General features: G+C 62.1%; 20 protein-coding genes. 14 read left to right on the forward strand and 6 right to left on the reverse strand.

The genetic code is table 11. The annotated features are described in order from the left end of the window. Window positions 1–442 precede the first annotated feature (442 nt). The 4 genes from Q5Z11_RS02040 to Q5Z11_RS02055 are packed head-to-tail and all read left to right on the forward strand — an operon-like array spanning window position 443 to window position 8322. The gene (locus tag Q5Z11_RS02040; protein WP_303748492.1) at window positions 443–3250 is read left to right on the forward strand and encodes an ATP-binding protein; all 2808 of its coding nucleotides are present in this window, start codon (window positions 443–445) and stop codon (window positions 3248–3250) included. Further along, complete coding sequence (locus tag Q5Z11_RS02045) at window positions 3240–4415, forward strand: EAL domain-containing response regulator (protein WP_303748493.1); 1176 nt, start codon at window positions 3240–3242, stop codon at window positions 4413–4415. Before Q5Z11_RS02040 ends, Q5Z11_RS02045 begins: the two co-directional genes overlap by 11 nt. A 54-nt stretch (window positions 4416–4469) precedes the next feature. Continuing rightward, window positions 4470–7622, forward strand: a complete 3153-nt coding sequence (locus tag Q5Z11_RS02050) for a response regulator (protein ID WP_303748494.1) — start codon at window positions 4470–4472, stop codon at window positions 7620–7622. 49 nt (window positions 7623–7671) lie between these two features. Then, window positions 7672–8322: a response regulator transcription factor gene (locus Q5Z11_RS02055; RefSeq protein WP_303748495.1), complete on the forward strand. Its 651-nt coding sequence runs from the start codon at window positions 7672–7674 to the stop codon at window positions 8320–8322. Window positions 8323–8398: 76 nt separating this feature from the next. Here Q5Z11_RS02055 and Q5Z11_RS02060 read toward each other — a convergent pair whose 3' ends face one another. The 5 genes from Q5Z11_RS02060 to Q5Z11_RS02080 all read right to left on the reverse strand — a co-directional run bounded on the left by Q5Z11_RS02060 (window position 8399) and on the right by Q5Z11_RS02080 (window position 12189). Further along, window positions 8399–9157 (reverse strand): ABC transporter permease, encoded by a 759-nt coding sequence (locus Q5Z11_RS02060; RefSeq protein WP_303748496.1) that lies wholly within the window; start codon window positions 9155–9157, stop codon window positions 8399–8401. 2 nt (window positions 9158–9159) lie between these two features. Then, window positions 9160–9468: an ATP-binding cassette domain-containing protein gene (locus Q5Z11_RS02065; protein WP_303748497.1), complete on the reverse strand. Its 309-nt coding sequence runs from the start codon at window positions 9466–9468 to the stop codon at window positions 9160–9162. After that, window positions 9416–9976, reverse strand: a complete 561-nt coding sequence (locus tag Q5Z11_RS02070) for an ATP-binding cassette domain-containing protein (protein WP_303748498.1) — start codon at window positions 9974–9976, stop codon at window positions 9416–9418. Before Q5Z11_RS02070 ends, Q5Z11_RS02065 begins: the two co-directional genes overlap by 53 nt. Window positions 9977–10427: 451 nt before the next feature. Then, a complete protein-coding gene (locus Q5Z11_RS02075; protein WP_303748499.1) occupies window positions 10428–10859 on the reverse strand; it encodes a CBS domain-containing protein in 432 nt (143 codons plus the stop codon). Window positions 10860–11343: 484 nt separating this feature from the next. Continuing rightward, window positions 11344–12189, reverse strand: a complete 846-nt coding sequence (locus Q5Z11_RS02080) for a universal stress protein (RefSeq protein ID WP_303748500.1) — start codon at window positions 12187–12189, stop codon at window positions 11344–11346. A 150-nt stretch (window positions 12190–12339) separates the two neighbouring features. Here Q5Z11_RS02080 and Q5Z11_RS02085 point away from each other — a divergent pair, with 150 nt between their 5' ends. Together Q5Z11_RS02085 and Q5Z11_RS02090 are read left to right on the forward strand one after the other, a co-directional pair. After that, window positions 12340–12960, forward strand: coding sequence for a TetR/AcrR family transcriptional regulator (locus tag Q5Z11_RS02085; protein ID WP_303748501.1), 621 nt, complete (start codon window positions 12340–12342; stop codon window positions 12958–12960). A gap of 188 nt (window positions 12961–13148) precedes the next feature. Continuing rightward, the gene (locus tag Q5Z11_RS02090; protein ID WP_282269085.1) at window positions 13149–13475 is read left to right on the forward strand and encodes a hypothetical protein; all 327 of its coding nucleotides are present in this window, start codon (window positions 13149–13151) and stop codon (window positions 13473–13475) included. Window positions 13476–13503: 28 nt separating this feature from the next. Here the strand turns inward: Q5Z11_RS02090 and Q5Z11_RS02095 are convergent, their stop codons facing one another. Further along, window positions 13504–13908, reverse strand: a complete 405-nt coding sequence (locus tag Q5Z11_RS02095; RefSeq protein WP_303748502.1) for a ribonucleotide reductase subunit alpha — start codon at window positions 13906–13908, stop codon at window positions 13504–13506. Between the two features lie 195 nt (window positions 13909–14103). Here Q5Z11_RS02095 and moaA point away from each other — a divergent pair, with 195 nt between their 5' ends. From moaA to Q5Z11_RS02135, 8 genes are all read left to right on the forward strand, one after another. Beyond that, a complete protein-coding gene (gene moaA, locus Q5Z11_RS02100; protein WP_303748503.1) occupies window positions 14104–15084 on the forward strand; it encodes a GTP 3',8-cyclase MoaA in 981 nt (326 codons plus the stop codon). Between the two features lie 8 nt (window positions 15085–15092). Then, window positions 15093–16091 carry a bifunctional molybdenum cofactor biosynthesis protein MoaC/MoaB gene (gene moaCB / locus Q5Z11_RS02105; protein WP_303748504.1) on the forward strand — a complete coding sequence of 333 codons (999 nt, stop codon included), beginning with the start codon at window positions 15093–15095 and terminating at the stop codon, window positions 16089–16091. Next, entirely contained in the window at window positions 16088–17350 is a 1263-nt protein-coding gene (locus Q5Z11_RS02110; RefSeq protein ID WP_303748505.1) for a molybdopterin molybdotransferase MoeA, read from the forward strand. The genes moaCB and Q5Z11_RS02110 overlap by 4 nt, the downstream gene beginning before the upstream one ends. Then, window positions 17347–17607 (forward strand): MoaD/ThiS family protein, encoded by a 261-nt coding sequence (locus tag Q5Z11_RS02115; RefSeq protein WP_303748506.1) that lies wholly within the window; start codon window positions 17347–17349, stop codon window positions 17605–17607. Before Q5Z11_RS02110 ends, Q5Z11_RS02115 begins: the two co-directional genes overlap by 4 nt. A 1-nt stretch (window position 17608) precedes the next feature. Next, on the forward strand, window positions 17609–18109 hold the full coding sequence (locus Q5Z11_RS02120; RefSeq protein ID WP_303748507.1) for a molybdenum cofactor biosynthesis protein MoaE: 501 nt from the start codon (window positions 17609–17611) through the stop codon (window positions 18107–18109). Continuing rightward, entirely contained in the window at window positions 18081–18656 is a 576-nt protein-coding gene (gene mobA, locus Q5Z11_RS02125) for a molybdenum cofactor guanylyltransferase (protein WP_303748508.1), read from the forward strand. Before Q5Z11_RS02120 ends, mobA begins: the two co-directional genes overlap by 29 nt. Then, complete coding sequence (locus Q5Z11_RS02130; protein WP_303748509.1) at window positions 18653–19024, forward strand: DUF7009 family protein; 372 nt, start codon at window positions 18653–18655, stop codon at window positions 19022–19024. Before mobA ends, Q5Z11_RS02130 begins: the two co-directional genes overlap by 4 nt. Before the next feature lie 148 nt (window positions 19025–19172). Beyond that, complete coding sequence (locus tag Q5Z11_RS02135) at window positions 19173–20591, forward strand: NarK family nitrate/nitrite MFS transporter (RefSeq protein ID WP_303748510.1); 1419 nt, start codon at window positions 19173–19175, stop codon at window positions 20589–20591. The last annotated feature ends 53 nt before the right edge of the window (window positions 20592–20644 follow it).

Below are 20644 nucleotides of genomic sequence, written 5' to 3' on the forward strand. Positions count from 1 at the left end.
CATCAGTAATAAGATCATTCCTATTTCGTAGGGTTCGGGCATTCAGCTTGGGGATGATGCTGTCGTGGAAGCCGGCACCAGCGGCAGACTGCTGGGCTTGGGCAGCGCCTGCGAAAACATCCAGGGCACGCTATAGCTTTGGTGCGCCAGCCATCTAAATGGCGGGTCGGAGGTGAGTGCCCACATGGTTGGTCGTCATTGGAGCGTTTGTCGGCAGCCCAAAGGATGTGTTCTCCCTGATGCTGGTTGTCATGGAGATCTCCGGGAATTGGCGAGTCAAGTCTTCAGGGAGACGACAGACGTCCAAGCACGACATAGATGCGTGGAGCCGAATTGCTCAAAGAAATCCATGACGCTTCCTGAGAGGAGCGATGTTTGCAGTCCGCTCTGATTTAGGATTTGTCCTAAGCATCGCTGAGTGCTGCACTTTTATGCTGGATGTATGAAGAACTCTCACTCATCCAACCTATTGCAGGTAGAGGCACCTCGCCGCGTCTCCGGCATTCTGTTATGGGTGTCCGCCGGGGCGCTTATTGTCTGCTCGTTTATAGCGGCATCGGCATATATATACTCCATCCTGACAACCTCGGTTTCCGAGCATCGCCGTCATCTAAATGCTGGTGCCTACAGGGCGCAGTTGTTTCTGGATCAGCGCGAGGCGCTGTTGCGTGCGATAGCCGCCACGGCGGTGCGCGGTGAGAAACTTTCCACACAGTCGGATCAGGCAGGTGATGCCATGCCGCGACTGCACGCCATTACTTTGCCGGAGAATGAGGGAGATTCTGAGTGGCAGCTCGCCGTGACGCCGCGCATGCTGAGCGGATTGGCGCTGGCGAATGCACGGTTAATGCATATCTCAGTTTCTCCCGCTAGTAGTCATGTTCTGGAATATGGAGCTGATGGTGGAGCCGTCTGGAGGTTACTGCCGGACGATCACATTTCCGCTGTAGTCAGATTGATGTCACTGCCTGATCAAGCGCTTCACCCCGTGACCTGGCTGCATCGATCCGGGGGCGATTCGTCTACGCTGACCGCATGGGCACCGATCGACCGGAAGGACGTGTCCAAGGGCTTGGTGGGGCTTGAACTAAACAATCTTCAGCAGGTTCTGCAGTTACCAGATGTGCTGGGCAGCAGCTATACGCTGCTCGATAGTCAGGGCAGCGTTGTACTGCGCAGCGCTGATGCACCCGCTTATCTTGCCGGTCTGCAGGATGACTATTTCGGATTGCGCAACGAGAATCGTCTGCCGCATGACATCGCACTCAGCAAATCCATCGGCAGCGGTGGCCTGCGGGTGGTGTATTCCGTTCCCGTGCAGCAGTTACTGGCCGATGCGAATGGTGCTCTGCTGCGTACGCTGGTGCTGGAGGTGCTGTTTATTGTGCTGGTGGTTTCCGCAGCGTATGCAGCGCGGCGCATCCTCCTGTTACCGGCACAGCGTCAGTACCGCACGTTGCTGGACAGTGTCGAGCTGAACCGCACGCTGATCGCTACCGCGCCGGTAGGTCTGGCTTTGGTAAGCAATGCCGATGGCGTGGTATTGCGCGAGAATGCGCTGGCGCGGCGCTGGATGGATCATGACGCGCAATGGCGCGACCGGATCGCCAGCGTTGATGGCAATACGGTGCTTGCCAGCGTGGATCTGGACGACCGGCGTCATGTGCAGATCACCAGTGTGCCGCTGGTCTACCGTGGTGAAGCGGTTTCGCTGTGCGTAGTTAGCGATGTCACCCAGCAGAAGCAGACCGAGGCGTCACTGAAGACGGCGCGTACCATCGCCGAAAGCGCAAGCCAGGCAAAGACCCAATTCCTGGCCACGATGAGCCACGATATCCGCACGCCTCTGTTTGGAATCACCGGAACTCTGGAGCTGTTGTCGGCCACCGTAAGAAATGCCAACCAAAAGCGCTTCATCGAACTTCTGCATCGCTCGGCAGCAGCGCTCGTTCGTACCGTCAATGATTCGCTTGATATTTCGAGAATTGAATCTGGTCAAATGGTTCTTGAAAAAAGTGACTTTTGCCTGCTAGCGCTGATCGATGAGGTCATCGCATCCTTCATAGCGCGCGCCGAGGGCAAGGGGCTGCGGCTTTATGCAGTCGCCGACCTGCCATCCATTGGCGATGTCGCAGGTGATCCGCAACATATCCGGCAGATCCTGGACAACCTGGTGAGCAATGCGATCAAGTTCACCGATGCCGGTCAGGTGGTACTACGGGTCAAAGCATTCACTCGGGCGGATGGCCTGCTTCAGCTTCTCTTCCAGGTAAGCGATACCGGAATTGGCGTTGCGCCGGAGTCGATCAACCATCTGTTCGAACCCTACTATCGTGCCGACGAGGCTTTGGCGCGCAAGGTGCCGGGAACCGGTCTGGGCTTGGCTATCAGCAATCGGTTGGCGGTGCTGATGGGTGGGTCAATGCACGCGGTCAGCAAACCGGGCCTGGGAACCAGAGTCTCGTTTGAAGTCGCGTTGGCCAAGGCTGTTGGCCCGCTTCGACACCCACAGCTACAAGGTAAGCCTGTCTATGTCGCAGGTCAGTCCTTCGAGGTGGTGAGCAACCTGTGCAGGTGGCTTTCCCGCTGGGGGGCGCTCGCGGTGCCTTGCACAGGGGCAATGCAGCAGATGGACTCAGACGCGGTATTGCTGCATGCATGGCCCCCTGCACTTGAAGCACCGACCGGGCACGCCCGCCAGGTGTTCCTGCGTCCTGCCTCGGCCAACTTGGACGCTGACGCGGCGAGGGGCTTGGTGTCAGCGCCGGCTCATGCGTTGCTGGACATTGGTTGGGCAGTATTGCGCGCACAGCAGGGGCGGGGTGCCGATCCCGCCGATATCCCTGTCGGCGCGGAGGTCGCGGCACTCGGAAAGCGCGTGATGGTCGTGGACGACAGCCCCATCAGCCAGCTGGTCGTCAAGGCACAACTGGATATGCTGGGCTGTGATGTGGTGCTTGCCGATAGTGGACAACGCGCTCTCCTGCGCGTAGACCTGCATGATTTCGATGCCATCCTGACTGATCTGAACATGCCATCCATGTCGGGATTCGACCTTGCCGAGGCGCTTCGCAAAAAGGGCTACCTCGGCCTTATCCTAGGTACCAGTGCCGACGCGTTACCCGATTCACATGGGAAGTCGTGGTCGTCCGGCATGGACGCGATGCTGGTGAAGCCGCTGTTCCTGTCCACCTTGCGCGAACACCTGCGGGCTGCGCGCCGATACGAGAACAAAGTCCATGTCCCCTGATGCCCGTATCCTGATCGTTGATGATCACCCGTTGCAGTGTTTACACGTCGAAACCCTGTTGAGGCAGGTGGGTCTGCAGAACGTGCACAGTGCAGGTTCCGCGGCGGAGGCGATGATGCATCTTCACCGTCATCGATATCAGTTGGTCGTACTGGACCTGGATATGCCCGGAAGTGATGGCGTGCAGTTCATCGATCAACTTGCCGATACCCCGCTCGCGCCGTCGCTGGTGATCTGCAGTTCCTGCGATGACAGCATTCTCAAGAGTGTGGAACAGATGGCGTTTACACGGGGTTTGCCGGTGGTTGGTGCGTTTCCGAAGCCCTTCACCGCTACACAGGCGCAGCAGTTGCAGCAGCACTTGCAGCAGGCAACGTCACCTCAAGCGCACGACGAGCAACAGCAAACCCTGCCAAGGCTGGATGCCGCCAAGCTGCTACGGGCCATGGATCAAGGCGCGATCCATGGCCGCTTCCAGCCCAAGGTGGACGTCCGCAGCCGGCGTGTCGTCGGTGCCGAGGTGCTTGCGCGCTGGCAGCATCCGTTGTCCGGGTTGATCGCTCCCGGCGTGTTCCTCCCATCCATTCAGCACCACAACCTTCAGCAGGAGCTGCTGATGTGCATGCTCCGTGATGGGCTTGCCGCACACCTTGCCTGGAAGGCGCACGGTCACGTCGTGCCGTTCTCGGTCAACCTGCCAATCCCTTTGCTGGAGACGGCTGACCTGCCTGATCTGGTGGCGGATCAAGTAGCGCAGGCAGGGGTTTCGCCGGCGGATATCGTCTTCGAGCTGCTCGAGGACGAACCCATCCATGCCGTCGATCTGTTTCATCGAGGCGTAAGCCGGCTGCGTTTGAAGGGGTTCGGGCTGTCGCAGGATGACTTCGGTCGCGGCTACAGCTCGATGTACAACCTGCTGTCCACGCCTTTTACCGAAATGAAGATTGATCGCGCCTTCGTCAGTGGTGCCTGGAACGACGCTGCACGGCACGCGGTGCTCGCATCGGCGATCGAGCTCGGTCACGAGCTCGGCCTGACCGTGACCGCTGAAGGCGTGGAGACCGAGGACGACCTGGCCTGCCTGCAACGGCTGGGCTGCGATCGCGCGCAGGGCTTTCTGTTCTCGCCAGCGCTGGCTGCGTCGGACTTCGGGCAGCTTCTGTAGACTAAAACGCATACCATCCGAGTCAGACAGGTAACTGCTTGCCTGAAGGCCGATATGCCCGATTCTTCCTTCAATAACGTCACTCGTCGGCTGCATCGCCAGACCATCGCCACCTTCGGCAGCCTGGTGCTGGCGGTGTTGCTGGCAGGCATGTTGGCGCTGGGCGGCCAGCACACCGTTGAACAGATCCGGGCAAAGCTGACCACTGAATTCAATCAGCGTGTTGAGTACCTGCTGGAGCAGGAGCATTTCCTGCAGCAACTGCACGCACAGAACACGCAGCAGCAGGGACTGCCGGAGCAGCTGGCGGCTGATGTCCGTCAACCATTCGATTTCCTGCCTGGCACGCCCGGAGCTGCGATCAGTCCAGCGTATGCGGCGGTCGGGACCTATCTGAGCCGTCAGTATTCGGCGTTCTGGGCTTTTTCAAGTTTCCCGGCTGCACCGCTGCTGGTGGTCAATGCTGACGATGGCAGTGCCGTGCTGGTTCCAGGCAGGTCAGCGGGACGAGATTCAGGGGCATGGCTGCAACAAGCGACGGCGATAGCCCAGCGTGAAGGTCTGCTGCTGCCGGCCGCTGTGGTTGGCAGCGCTGCTGGCGCCCCGGCGGTCACTGCCGTGCGCTGGCTTGCGGTGCCGGGTGAGCCGGGGAACATGCTGGCTGTAGCGCATGCCGGCTTCCGCAGGGGGCGGGTAAGCGCGATAACCAGCGATGCATCAAAGGCCTTCATGGCGATGATGTTCAGTGACGCGCAACTCTTTCCGGCTGCCGCAGAGAGCTCAGCGGCGCAGCCCCGGTTCTGGCTGCGTCACGCCGAGCAAGGCTTGTTGCTGGGTCAGGGTCCGCCGCCAGATTTCAAAGAGGACGGTTTGCGTCTGCACTGGCAGGGGCTGGGCTTGCGGGTGCAGGATCGCTCGGGCGAGTGGATTGGTTATTACCAGATCGGCTATGGGAGCTTGTTCGCCGACAACTTGTGGATACTCGCCGTTGCGCTGGCGCTGTTCGTGCTGGCTGTGCTCGGTGGCATCGGTTACGTCCGCTGGTATCGCCTGCAAGTGATCGAGCCAGCACGTCGGGCGCAGGAACAGGTCATCGAGAGTGAGGCCTTCAATCGTACTTTGATCGAGACGACGCCGGTCGCGTTGTGCCTGGTGACCCGTGAAGGCGGACGGGTAGTGTTCGCAACCGACTTGGCCCGGCAATGGCTGCAACTGGTGGATTCGCAGCCGCTGACCGGCTTGTCGGTGGATGTTGGAGCGTGGGCACGGATGCTGCAGGCAGGCTCTGCTGGGGTCATCGAGAAGATCGAGCTGGCCAATGGGCGCAGCCTGCATATGACGTATGCGCCTACCCGCTACCACGGGCAGGATGTGGTGCTGTGTGCGTTCACCGATATCACCATCCACGCAGAGGAGCAGCGCGCACTGGCACGCGCTCGCACTGCCGCTGATGAGGCAAACGCGGCGAAGAGCACCTTCTTGGCAACGATGAGCCATGAGATACGAACTCCGCTGTACGGGTTGCTCGGAACCTTGGAATTGCTTGCGCTTACCGAGCTGAATGGTCGCCAATCACAGCATGTCAACCGGCTGCAGGATGCCTCCCAGCAGCTGCTGCAGCAGATCAGCGACATCCTCGATATCAGCAAGATCGAGGCCGGGCAGATGCAGGTGGAGTCCAAACCGTTCAATCCGCGCGAGCTGGTCGAGCAATGCACGGCCACGTATGCGGCGATGGCGCGGCAGAAGGGATTGCTGCTGTTCTGTACGATCGACCATCGCGTACCCGAAGCTGTCATCGGCGATCCGCTGCGTGTGCGTCAGGTCGTTTCCAATCTGATCAGCAACGCGGTCAAGTTCACACCGTCCGGGCACATCATCGTTCGCCTGACGGTTGAACGAGGTCAGAATGGTACAAGCACACTGCAATGGCAGGTGGCCGACTCAGGGATTGGAGTGCCGGCCGACAAGCTCGATCAGCTGTTCACACCCTTCAACGCCCTCAACCAGAGTCAGAACACGATACGTGGTACCGGGTTGGGCCTGTCGATCTGTCAGCGATTGGCGGGATTGATGGGGGGCGCGCTGGCGGTTGTCAGTGAGGCCGGGTTGGGAAGCAGTTTTTCACTCACGCTGACGCTCGCCGACGCGGTATCGGAAGTGGAGCAGGAAGCGCTTCCGCAACTGTCTGGATTGAAGCTGCTGCTGCGCAGTCCGCACCCAGCGTTGTCCGCGCACCTGCGTGACTGGCTGGTTGGCTGGGGGGCAGAGGTAGAGCTGCTGTCGAATGGTGATGCGTTGCCGATGGGAGATGCGCGGTTGCTGCTTGACGTGCAGATGGCTGCAACTGCCTCAAGCTGGAATGGTCCCCATCTGCGTGTAGCGCCGCCGGATGACCAGACGCGCTCGGACATGGACGGTGACAGTGTCAATAGCATTGGCTTGGCGCTGCAGCGCTGGCTACAGCAGCTACCTGCAGTCGCGCAGCCGGCAAAGCGGGTGGGCCCGCCTCGGATTGCTCTGGATGTACTGGTCGCGGAGGACAATCCAATCAACCAAGCCACGCTGTATGACCAATTGCAGGCGCTTGGTTGCAAAGTAACCGTTGCCGGCGACGGCGAGCAGGCCTTGGCGCAGTGGAAAGCGCATGCCTATGATGTGGTCCTGACCGATATCAACATGCCACGCATGAATGGCTACGAGTTGACAAGGGCGTTGCGTGGCCACGGGGCGCGCTGCGCGATTATCGGGGTGACCGCAAATGCCATGCGCGACGAAGAGCAGCGCTGCCTGGACAGTGGGATGGACGCCTGGTTGGTCAAGCCCGTCGATCTGCAACACCTGCATCGGTTGCTGCAGCAGTGGCAGCCGCATCCACAGCCAGTGCTGGTTGAGTCGTCAGCAGTAACGGTTGAAGAAGATTTGCCGCAGTTGCTTGTACCGGAGAAGTATCGTGAGGTGTTCCGCACCACCATGCGTGTGGATATCGATAGCTGCAGGGATGCCATCGCAGCCGCCGATAGCGTGCTGGTGATGCAGAAGCTGCATCGCATGCGCGGCGCTCTGGTGACGGTGGGCGGCATGCTGATGGCGGGAACCTTGGAGGACGTAGAGCAACGTCTGGCAAGCGAGGCATGGGGGCCAGGTCTCAGCGAGGACCTGTTTGCCCTCTGCCAGGCACTGGACAAGCTGGTTGCCAGCACCTGACACTTGCTACCCGCAAGAGTCGGCATTGTCAGGCACTGAAGGACCTTTAATGCAGAAGCTGCGTATTGTTATCGCCGATGACCACCCGTTGCTGCTCATGGGTATCAGAGAGGTGCTGGAGCGCGACCCGAACGTGGTCGTGGAGGCCGCCGCGCAGTCGCCTTCGGAGCTGGTGGACCAGCTGGAGCGCTCACTGCCGGATGTGGTCATCACCGATTACCACATGCCGGACGACGAACGGCACGGCGATGGCATTCAGTTCATCGGCTTCCTGCGGCGAAGGTTTGCGGACACCAAATTGTTGGTGTTGACCATGTTGTCCAATCCCATGATCGTGGCCTCACTGTATGACGCAGGGGTCAGCGGTGTGGTGCTGAAGCAGCACGATATGTCCGAGCTCAGCCAGGCATTGCAGACGCTAAGGCGCGGCATGCGCTACTACCCGCCGGGCTTCAAGAAGGTGCGGCGTGGCGACAGTGAGAACCCGGTCGAACAGCGTATCGCCTCGCTCACCCTGCGCGAGTTCGAGGTGATACGGCTTTTCGTCGAAGGGCAGACCGTCGGCGAGATCAGCGAACACCTCAGTCGCAGCATCAAGACGGTCAGCACTCAGAAGATCTCGGCCATGCGCAAGTTGGGCGTGGAGTCCAATCAGGATTTGGTCAGTTTTTGCAACGAGCACGATATGTTCCGCAGCTGATTTCGCTGCATTCGGTCCTGCGGCGCGCGGTGCCTGTTCTGGAACGGCCATGGCCCGCTACTGGCAAGTGTCACTACTAGGAGGCATCTATCCGGGTGAACGCGCGCACGCACAAGGCCAGTGAACCGGCGAGCAGGCCGGTGTACACGCACATCGACGTCACCAGCGGAAAGCTGCCCGGCTGCCCCATCGCCAGTCGGATGAGGTCGACCAGATAACTCACCGGGTTGAATCTGATGAGAGTGCCGAGCATTGCGGAGTGATCGTCTGCGGGAAGCGGAAACAGCGCGCTGGACAGGAAGATCATTGGCATCAGGATGAAACTGATGATGACCTGTATGGCTTGGAAGTCCTCAATGACCGCGCCACACAATGCGCCGAGCACCGCGAACAGGAAACCGGTGGCGAAGATCGCAGTTTCCAATTCCAGCAGGGCAAGGCTGCCTGGCCATTGCGCCAGGACCAGATACACAAACCCAAGCACCAGCGAAGTCTGCAGCGCAGCAGTGGTGGCCGCGCCCAGGCACCTGCCGACAACCAGTTGCCAGCGCGGGAGCGGCGCCACCAGGGTTTCCTTGAGGAAGCCGAATTTACGGTCCCAGAGTACCGAGAAGCCACTGATGAACGCGGCGATGATCACCGCAATCGCAACCACGCCGGGAGAGAGAAATCGCTGGTAGCTCGTGTAGCCGGCAGCGCGGAATACCTGATCCAAACCTGTGCCCAATACCAGCAGATAGAGCACGGGCTGGGCCAGACCGCTGATGATCTTCCAGCGACTGCGGCTGAACTTCCTGATGTCGCGTAGCCACAGGCCATAAATGGGTTTGAACATGATCAGCTCGGGTCCTTGCCTGTCATCTGCAGGTAAGCGTCGGTCAGCCCCGTTGTGCCGAGCATGCTGTTTAACGCGTCAATGGTTCCGCTGCCGAGCAGTTGTCCGCGATTGATCAGCGCGACTGCATCAGCGTTGGCCTCTGCCTCTTCAAGGTAATGCGTGGTGAATACGACGGTGACACCCTCCGCTGCAGAGACGCACTTCAGGTAAGACCAGAGCGTATTCCTGACCTGCGTGTCCAAGCCGACGGTAGGCTCATCCAGGTACAGAATACGTGGCCGATGCAGCAATGCCCGCACGATCTCCACGCGTCGTTTCTCGCCGCCGGACAGGCCGCGTACCAGCTGGCGCGCGCGCGGCCATGCCTACCAGTTCCAGCAGCGCCGCTGCCCGGCGTCTGGCGTCGGCGACGGGCATGGAATGGATCATCGCGTGCACCTGCAGGTTTTCGTTGACGCTGAGCTCGTCGTCCAATGAGTGGTTCTGGAGCACAACGCCGATCTGGCCCCGCACGCGTGCAGCGTCTTTCACCACATCGTGCCCCGCCACCGTGATCGTGCCGGTGCTTGGTCGGGTCAGGGTCGACATCATCCGGATGGAGGTTGTCTTGCCGGCCCCGTTTGGCCCCAGCAAGGCGAAGAAGGAGCCGGCAGCGATGCTCAGCGAGAGATCATTGACGGCGCACCTTCCGCGATAGCGCTTGCCGACATGGTTGAACTCGATGATGGGCCCGGCTGGGCGGCCGATATCGTGCTGCACGGTTGCTTGCTTGGCGCAGGCCTTGATTGGTTTGCTGGTACTTGTCTCTGCTTCCATGTCGGTTGACGCAACCTTGCAAAGGATGGCGGCTGTAGCGAAAGGGTGTGGATGCTGTGCGAGCCCAGAATCTGAAGTGGTCGAGCACTGCCGGGCCGTGATTCCGCGACCAGGCCTTGTCCTTGATCCACACAGTGATCCCGCCATGAAAAGCGGTGCGGATACTGTTGTCATTTACCGGCATGGCTGCCGGAGGTTCAAGTGCGATACACGACGCAGCGGAAGGTACGCGGGCCTCAACAGCAGGTACCGGCGTCAGGGGACGGGATGCGTCTGCAGGATGCTTGAGCGCATCGATATCACGCCGCGGCACGAACGCCGCTGGAGCGACCCTCGTTCAACCTGTCGCCAAGGCAAACCGGGGTCAGAGTGGGGTTTCGGCACGAAACCCCACTCTGACCCCGGTTTGCCGTTTGCTTCCACAGGCTCAGCTTGAGCGCAGGTGAGCGGCTCAGTGTGCAGCGGTATAGATGTCCTGCAGCACCGCTTTCTCGAGTTCCAGCTCGCTGAGCAGGTTCTTGACGATGTCGCCGAGGCTGAGGATACCGATCAGTTTCGCACCTTCGGTCACCATCAGGTGGCGGTGGCGCGAGTAGGTCATCAACGCCATGGCCTGCTTGAGGCTTGCCTCCGGTGCGATGCCTTCCAGCCCGGTGGACGGCAGGGTGGAGATCACGCGGCGCCCAGCCTGCGGGCCATCCTCGGCGAGGGTGCGCACGATGTCTTTCTCGGAAATGATGCTTACCGGTACGTCGTCTTTCATCACCACAAGCGCGGCGATCTTGTGTGCGCTCATCTTGTGCGCGGCGGCGCCGATGGTGTCTTCAACGTCGATGGTGACGACGGTTTGTTTCTTGGACTGCAGAAGTTCGCGGACGTTCATTGTTGTTTCCTGTTGCAGGTTACTCAAACGGAATAGTTCGCCTGGCTGCCTGTGTGGTGGCAGCCGTGCCGCGATGTCATCGGCACTTCGATCATACGAGTCCGGAAGCTGGGAAGTATTTGCGTAAACGAGACGCTTCGTCATGGATTTACTGGTGATTCACTCGCCGCCAGATTCGGCAAAGTTCGCTTCTGGCAGCAGCGTGCGCGTCTACAGCCAGTACTTGCCGTGACGTGCTTTTGCGCCCCGCTACAGGCCGTGCGGTGCATGTGAGAAAAGCCGGGAGGCGGTGCTCAACCGCCTCCCGGTGCGGACGTCATCGCGACATTCGCGCAGTCCGTGGACTGCAGGTCGCCACGGTCGGGGGAGAGATCGTGGCGACATCTCTGCTGAAGGAGAGTCAGCAGCAGATTGCTTGGCAGCACCGCCGGCTGGTTCGCGGACGTCCTGCCGGTGGGTGATGCAGAGATGCTTTGCGTTGCAACTATTGCGAAACGAACAGCGGTACCGGGACATCTGTCAGCAGCGTGCGGGTCACGCCGCCAAACAGCGCCTCGCTCAACTTGGGCCGGCTATAGGCCCCAAACACCACCATGTCGCAGTGCGCCGCCTTCGCATGCGCGACGATCACCTCGGCGATGGGAACCCCTTCCGAAGTAACGCGCTGCAGGTCCACCTTCACGTGGTGCCTGGCGAGATAGGCGGCCATGTCCGCACCGGGCTCGTCGCCATGCAGTTCCGCTTTGCGTTCCGGGTCGATGATCAGCAGCGTGACTTCGGCGGCACTGACCAGCATCGGCATGGCATCGGCGATGGCGCGCCGTGACTGCCGGCTGCCGTTCCATGCGACCAACACCTTCTTGCCGATGGGCTTGTCGCCCCATTCGCGCGGCACGATCAGGATCGGGATGCCGGATTGCTGCAGGATCTGCGGTGCGGACCAGGTCAGCGGCGAGGCGGGGATGTTCGGATGGCTGACCACCAGCAGATCGCAGTACAAGGCGTGCAACGACGATTCGCTACTGGATTCGGCATGCGAGATCACCCGCAGTTCGCCGCTGACGGCATGCCGGTGCAGGGCGTTGTTCAAGCTCTGGCCGAGTTGCAGGGCGTGCGCTGCCATCACCGATTGATGGCGGATGATCACCTCATGCAATGCTTCGCCTTTGGCAAAACCAGCCTGCATCGTGGCCGGCTGCTGGGCCAGGGCGGTGATGCCGATCAGATGCGAGCTGTGGTCGCCGGCAAGCCGGGTGGCCGTATCCAGGATCTGTTGGCCGGATTCGCTGGCGTCGAACAGCACCGCGATGTCTTTCAGCAAGGTGGTCATGGGCGTGCTCCGTGGTGCTTGGCTCGGAGGCGGTGCAGCCGGCCGAGTGTTCAACCAGAATTAGAATGATCGTTCTAGTTAGAATGATCGTACTACACAACGCCACCGCGGTCATGTGCAGATCCGACCACGTCATCCCAGGGTGTTCTCATGAATGCGAGCAGCAGCGCTCCAGCAGGTCAGGAAAAAGGCGAGGCGCGCCGGCAGCAGGTGCTGGATGCGGCCAGTGCCTGCTTCCGCCGTAATGGCTTCCATGGCACCAGCATTGCCAAGATCTCGAAGGCGGCCGGGATGAGCCCGGGCCACATCTACCATTACTTCGAGAACAAGGAAGCCATCGTCGAGGCCATTGCCAAGCGCGAGGAGCAGAACCTCTCCGAACTCGCCCGCAAGCTGCAGGAAGACGAGAGCGGCGGCAGCCTGGCGACCCGGGTGGCCAGGCAGACCAGCGATTCGGTGGACCGCTGCCTGGACCCGGCCTACCTGGAGCTGCAGCTCGAACTGGCAGCCGAGGCCGCGCGCAATCCTGCCATCCAGCGCATCCTGCGCCAGTCCGACAAGGTGGTGACTGGCGAGTTCATGGCGCTGTCCAACCGGGTCGGCTTGCCAAGTGGCATGGACGCGGCCGAGGTGGAGCTGCGGATGAATATGATCTCGGCGATCTTCAACGGCGTGATGGTGCGCGGTGCGGTGGGCGCGGAGGTTGACCGCAGGCAGGTGACCCGCCTGGTCGAGAAGCTGGTGCGCTGCCTGCTGGATGATGCGGACTGAGGAACGTTGCCGTGCTGCGTGTTCGCCCGGCCCGGGTTCTGACACCTCGCTTCGGCCTGCATGTGCAGCCGATCTGGCTGCCAGAGCCTGACCATTGCCGTCATCACATTGGTCGCCATTGGATTTGACCCATCCGCTTGGCGGGTGCAAGCTCGGGTACAGTGCTGCGCAACTCAGGAGTCCCGATCATGACTGCTGTTGGTTCGATGAGTACCCCGGGCGACAAGTCGCCGCCCTCGCATTTGTGGCGTGTGTTCTGGCTGCAGGGGGTTATCCCCAGCAATCTGTTATGGGCCGCGGCGCTATGGGCGCTGATGCAAGGCAGGACCAGCCTGCTGCTCGGCCTGTTCGCCGTATTGCTGCTGTACACCGGATGGATCATTCCCACGGTGTGGCGGGCCGCGCCCAGCGCGCACAACCCCAACTATGGCTTGGCCGCACGCGGCCTCACCGTGGCGTGGGGCTTGAACACCGTGCTGGTGATCTTCTTCCTGTTGCTGCAGCTTGCGACCTGACCGGGTCGCAAGCGGGCCAAGCTGGGTGCTAGTAGAACTGCACCGGCGCGCCGTCGCGATCAAATGCGGCGAAGCGGCTGATCTGGCCATCGTTGACGGCATTGACCATCAGGCGCAGTGGCTGAGCGGCTTCATCACTGGAGGGAGCGATGCCGGCGCGGCCATCCAGCGAGGCAACGAATACCAGATCCCATGCCAGGCCGGTCTTTGCGGACTCGGCGGCAAGTGCAGCAAACGAGGCGATTTCCTGTGGCGCCTTGTCCACGCACAGCACCGGGCTCAGGGTGCCACCTTCGCCGCTGTCATGGCGCGCATGTTGATCGGCGGTTGGAGATTCAGGCAGGTCGGCTTTGACGAATACGAACAACAGGCGTTGTGGCTCGGTCTGCTCCAGCGAGGCACGCAGTAAATCGTCGAAATCACTCAGCATCATGATCGTTTTCACAAGGAGGAAGCCATTGAGTGGCCATGCTGCCACAGCCGGGCAAGGTCTGGCGGAGGTCCGGATTGATTTAAGTCATGCCATCGTCGCAATGCCCCGCGTAGGCTGACAGCCTGTCAACGAAGGTGAGGGTATCCCGGCATGCCGGGCGAGCGTGCAAACGTGGAGTCAGAAGGTGAAACAGCCATGAGCCAACTCACCGACGGCTTCGGTCGCAGTTTTCCATACCTGCGTCTGTCGCTGACCGAGGCCTGCAACTTCCGTTGCAGCTATTGCCTGCCCGATGGTTACAAGGCCGATGGCCGCCCGCAGTTCATGGCGGTCGATGAGATCGAACGCCTGGTACGCGCGTTCGCCCTGTTGGGCATGCACAAGATCCGCCTGACCGGCGGTGAGCCCAGCCTGCGCAAGGACCTGACCCAGATCATCGCCACCGTGGCAAAAGTGCCGGGTATCCGCAAGGTGGCCATCACCACCAACGGCTGCCTGCTGCCGCGACACTTGCCGGGTTGGCACCGCGCCGGGCTTATCGCGCTCAATGTCAGCATGGACAGCCTGCAGCGCGAGCGCTTCCATGCCATCACCGGCCACGACCGCCTGCCCGAAATCATGGAAGGTCTGGCCATGGCGCAGGAACTGGGCCTGCAGTCGATCAAGCTCAATGCGGTGCTGCTGCGCGGCCTCAACGATGACGAGCTGCCGGCGTGGATGGAGTTCCTGCGCGAGCGGCCAATGAGCGTGCGCTTCATCGAACTGATGCGCACTGGCGACAACCGCGAGTACTTCGAGCGCCACCATCTGCGCGCCGATGTGGTCATCGAGCAATTGCTGGCCGCCGGCTGGAGCGAGCGCAAGCGCGGAGCCGATGCCGGCCCGGCGCGTGAGTTCAGCCACCCGGATTACCGCGGCAGCGTCGGCATCATCGCTCCGTATTCAAAGGACTTCTGCAAAGGCTGCAACCGCCTGCGGGTCACCGCGCGCGGCGATCTGCGCCTGTGCCTGTTCGGCGACTTCGGTGTGGCGCTGCGGCCACTGCTGCAATCCGACGATGACCAGGACGCGCTGCTGGCGCGCATCACCACCCAGCTTGGGCTCAAGGCAGCCGGGCATGGATTGCACTTCGGCCAGACCGGGCTTACCCCGCACCTGGCCTCGATTGGAGGATGAAACAGGCAATGAGTGGGCAGATAAGTGCGGCATTCCATATGGCCGATGTACGCGACAAACGCATCACCCGTCGCCGCGCGGTGGCGGTAGGTGAGCTGATCGCCGGGCCAGTTGCCTATCCATTGATCGTCGAGCGCCGCCTGCCCAAGGGCGATGCGCTGGTGATGGCCGAAATAGCCGGCCTGCAGGGCGCGAAGATGGCCTCGGCATTGATGCCGATGTGCCATCCGCTGCCATTGGAGCTGGTGCGCGTGTATTGCGCACCGGTGCCGGAACGGCAGGCGATCCGGGTCTGGTGCGAGTGCGCCAGCGAAGCGCGTACCGGCGTGGAGATGGAAGCGCTGGCCGGCGTCAATGCCGCACTGCTGACCTTGTACGACCTGAGCAAGCCGGTCGAGCCCGCGCTGGAAATCAGTGGCATCCGCCTGTTGTTCAAGGAAGGCGGCAAGAGCGGCGTGTGGACACACCCGCAAGGCATGGATGCCGGCGAGCTCGAACGTTTCCGGCCGCGCCCGCCCAAGACTCTGGGGGCGGCGCGCTGTGCGGTGATCACCCTCAGTGACCGCGCCAGCCGCGGCGATTACGTCGACGAGTCCGGGCCGGTGCTGGTCAAGGGTTTGCAGGCCTTGGGCGGTGAGGTGGTCAGCAATGAAATATTGGCCGACGGCATCGAACCGCTGGTCGCGCGTCTGCGCGCGCTGGCTGCCAATGGTGTGCGTCTTTGCCTGTGCACTGGCGGTACCGGACTTGGCCCGCGTGATCTGACGCCCGAGGCCTTGCAGGCTTTGGGCGGGCGCCCGGTACCGGGGCTGGCGCAGATGCTGCGCGGGCTCAGTGCCCAGCACACGCCGATGGCCTGGCTGAGCCGCGCTGAAGTCGTGCAACTGGACGATCTGCTGGTCATCGCCCTGCCAGGCAGTCCGCGTGCCGCCGCGCAGTGCATGAATATTCTTGCCCCCGTGCTCGGCCATGCCTTGGCAATGATGGACGGGGGCACGCACGCATGATCAGTTATGCGCAGGCCCTGCAGCAGTTGCTGGCGGCCGCACCGGCAGCACGCAGTGAACAGGTCGCGATCGCTGCTGCCGCTGACCGGATACTGGCCGCACCGGTAAACAGCGCGCAGGACCTGCCGCCATTCGACAACGCCGCGATGGACGGCTTCGCGCTGTGCGCGAATGGGCAACCGGTGGCGGCGGGCAGTGTGCTGCTGGTGCAGGGTTGGCAGGCCGCAGGCGACACCGCTGCCGCAGACGGCGATTCCGCACAGGCCTGGGAAATCATGACCGGCGCGCGAATGCCGTCGGGTCTGGACAGCGTGGTGCCGATCGAGCAGGTCGAGGTGCTGGAGGCTGTGGAAGGTCGTCCCACCCGCGTGCGCCTGCAGGCAACGGTGAAGCCCGGCCAGCATGTACGACTGCGCGGCCAGGATGTGGAACAGGGCGAAACCGTGCTCGCTGCGGGTTCGGCACTGGACGTCAATGCGATGACCTTGCTGCATGCACTAGGCGTTGCCGCGGTGCAGGTACAACAACAGCCGCAGGTTGCGGTGATCAGTACCGGCAAGGAACTGATCAGCGATGCGAGCGCAGAGCTGCAGTCCGGACAGATACGCGACAGCAACCGCCCGTTCCTGGTCAGCCGCCTGCGTGCAGCAGGTGCTGATGTGGTCTGGAACGGCGTGGTCAGCGATGACGTGGCCGCGTTTGACGCCGCGCTGGACGCGGCCTTGGCTGCCGGTGCGCGGGTGGTGCTCAGCACCGGCGCGGTATCGCAGGGCCGTTACGATTTCATTCCCGATGCGCTGCGTGCGCGCGGAGCCGAGATCATCTTCCATAAGGTCGCGATCCGTCCGGGTAAGCCGCTGCTGTTCGCGCGGCTGGCCGATGGCACGCTGTACTTCGGCCTGCCGGGCAACCCGATTTCTGCCGCGGTAGGCCTGCGCTTCTTCGTCGAGCCGGTGTTGCGAAAGATGCTGGGCCTGGCCGAAGAGACCGTTCTGCAGTTGCCACTGCAGGCTGACGTGCGCAAGCCACCGGGCCTGCGCTTCCATGCACGCGCACGCGTGCAGGCCGATGCGAGCGGGCAGTTGCGAGTGAGTGTGCTGGCTGGGCAGGAGTCGTTCCGCCTCAAGACCATGCTGCGCGCCAATGCGTGGGTGGTGCTGGAAGGCGAGGGTGATCTGGCCACGGCCGGCAGTCTGGTACGTGTACAGGGCTGGGGCCACCGCGAGCCGGTGCAGCTCAGCCCGTTGGAGATGTCATGAAAGAGATAGTCGTGCAGCTGTTTGGTGCATTCTCGGAACTGGACCCGCAGCGGGAGATCAGCGTGCCGGTCGAAGGCGGGCAGGTCATCGACCTGCGCAGGGCGTTGCGCGCGCTGCTGCAGCAGCGCTTCCCGCAGTTCCGTGCCGGCCTGGTCGACTACTCGGCCTTTGCCGATGAGCAACGCGTATTGCGCGATAACGACGCGCTGCCCGGCGATGGTCGCGTTGCCATCCTGCCGCCAGTGAGTGGAGGCTGAAATGAGCTTCGAAAGTGTATGGAAAGTGGTGGACCGTGCCGATGCGGCGATTGATCCGGCCGAAGGCATCGCCGCCGTGTCCGATCCGGGCTTCGGTGGCATCGATGTCTTCATCGGCAAGGTGCGTGACCTGAACCAGGGCCGGCCGGTGCTGGGCATCACCTACGACTTGTTCGAGCCACTGGTCATCAACGAATTCCAGCGGCAGATCGCCGAGATCACAGCCGACTTCGGCCCGCGCATAAAACTCTATGTGGCACATGCCAAGGGCCGGTTGGCGGTCGGTGATGTCGCCGTGGTCGTCGCTGCAGGCAGCCCGCACCGTGACGAGGCCTTCCGCGCCTGCCGGCAGTTGATCGAGGGGGTGAAGCACCGCTCACCGATCTGGAAGCAGGAGCATTACCAGGACGGCGACAGCGAATGGAGCGAAGGTTGCAGCCTGTGCCAGCCGGATACCGAGCACGCGCATATCGATGGACATGTCCACGATCACTCCCACTGAGCCGGCGCCGGTTGCCGGCATCGTGCTGGCCGGCGGGCTGTCCAGCCGCATGGGCCAGGACAAGGCCTTGCTGCGCTGGCGCGGGCGGACCCTGCTCGAACACAGCTGTGCGTTGCTTGAGTCGCTGGGCGCGCATCCGGTGCGGGTAAGCGGTGATTACCCCGGCTTCGATTCGGTGCCGGATTCGGTGCCGCGCTGCGGGCCGCTGGGCGGGCTGCACAGCGTGGTGGAAACCCTGGCTGACGGCCCTGCATGGGTAGTGCCGGTGGATATGCCCTTGCTGGATGTGACATTGCTGCGACAGCTGGCCGGGGCAGGAGCAGCGTCGTGTGTGACTTTTTGCGGGGAACCGGTGCCGATGTACTTGAACATCGACGGCACATGCCGCAGTCTGCTGTTTGAAATGGTCACGGGTACAGACGGGCCACGCTCGCTACGGATGTTCCAACGCCGCCTCGGTGGACTGGAACTGCCGCTGCCAGCCGGTGCCGAAGCCCGCCTTGTGAACTGCAATACCCCCCGCCAATGGGAGGAAGTTGCTTCATGAAAGTCCAGATCCAGTCGCAGTCGCTACGGCTGCGCATTGATGAAAGCGAGCTGGCACGCCTGCTTGCTGGCGAGGTGCTGGAGAACCAGACCTGGCTTGGCACGCCCGGAGCCCTGTCGCAGCGCTTGCAGCTGCATGACATGGCGGAGGCGCTGCTGGATGGCGATACCCACGCATTGATGATCAGGCTGCCGCGCGAAGACGTGCTGGCGCTACAGGCACGTTTACCGTGCCGTGACGGCCTGGGTTTCATGCTGCCAACGCAGGCACTGCCACTGCAGCTTCAATTCGATGTGGATGTGCGTGACAGCGTGCGTCAACGCGGCGTGCAGCGCCGCAAACCGGCCGACGCCGTAAGCATCAGTTGATATTTGTCAGGTAGTCGGCGCGAGAGCGCCGTTGGATTGATCAAGATCAAGACTGCCCCAGGGGGCGCCGGGCCTAATGACGCCGTGGCGACTGGGCAAGCAACAGCACAGCAAGCCAGCGCCGTATCAAACAGCCTTGGAGCGATGCATGAGTGCCAGTCGCGATGTAGCAAAGCAGAGCAGTGCCGGTCCCGGTCGCGTCATCAGCGATTGGAAGCCGGAGGACCCTGATTACTGGGAACGCACCGGCAAGAAGGTCGCCACCCGCAACCTGGTGATATCGATACCGGCGCTGCTGCTGGCGTTCTCGGTATGGGTGCTGTTCTCGGCAGTGACCATCAGCCTGCCCAAGATCGGCTTCGCCTTCACCACTGACCAGCTGTTCTGGCTGGTGGCCCTGCCCAGCCTGTCCGGCGCGACGCTGCGCATCTTCTACTCCTTTGTCATCCCGATCTTCGGCGGCCGTCGCTGGACCGCGCTGTCCACTGCATCCTTGCTGCTGCCGACCTTGTGGCTGGGCTTCGCGGTGCAGAACCCGGCCACGCCGTACTGGGTATTCGTGTTGATAGCGATCCTCTGTGGCTTCGGCGGTGCGAACTTCTCCTCGTCGATGTCCAATATCTCCTTCTTCTATCCCAAGCAGCGCCAGGGCATGGCGCTGGGCTTGAACGCGGGCCTGGGCAATGTAGGCGTGTCGGTCTCGCAGGCGGTGGTGCCGCTGGTGATCAGCGTCGGCGTGTTTGGCGCCATGGGCGGCGCACCACAGGCGGTGGCCGATGGCGGTGCACCCTTGTTCGTACAGAACGCCGGCTTCATCTGGGTGCCGTTCATTGCGTTCTTCGCGATTGCCGCCTGGGTCGGCATGAATGACCTGACCAGTGCCCGCTCGTCGTTTTCCGAGCAGGCGGTGATCTTCCGCCGCAAGCACAACTGGCTGATGTGCTGGTTGTACATCGGCACCTTCGGTTCCTATATCGGCTTCTCCGCCGGCTTCCCGATGCTGGTCAAGAGCCAGTTCCCGGACGTGAATCCACTGGCTTATGCCTTCATTGGTCCGCTGCTGGGTGCGCTGATGCGCTCGGTGGGTGGCAGCATGGCTGACCGCTGGGGCGGCGCACGGCTGACCTTCTGGGTATTCGCGCTGATGATCGCAGCCGTGTTCGGTGTGCTGCACTTCCTGCCGAGCCACGGCCAGGGCGGCAACTTCTACGGCTTCCTGCTCTCGTTCATGGCCTTGTTCGTGCTCAGCGGCATCGGCAATGGCACCACCTTCCGGATGATCCCGGTGATCTTCCGCACCCTGCACGAGCGCCTGTCGGCCAATGAAGGCGCCGAAGGCAAGAAGGCCGCGGCCCATCAGGCCAGCATCGAGTCCGCCGCCGTTGTCGGCTTCTCCGGTGCCATCGGTGCCTACGGCGGCTTCTTCATCCCCAAGAGTTACGGCTCGTCCATCACCTTGACCGGCAGCCCGGACATGGCGCTGTACGGCTTCATTGCGTTCTACATCACCTGCCTGGCGGTTACCTGGTGGTGGTACTACCGGCGCGGGGCTGAAACCCCCTGCTGAGAAAGCAATGCACCGCAGCCAGATGCAACACATAGCCACGATGCAGCAGTTTG

This window comes from Stenotrophomonas sp. 610A2, assembly GCF_030549615.1.
GTDB classification, from domain to species: domain Bacteria; phylum Pseudomonadota; class Gammaproteobacteria; order Xanthomonadales; family Xanthomonadaceae; genus Stenotrophomonas; species Stenotrophomonas pigmentata.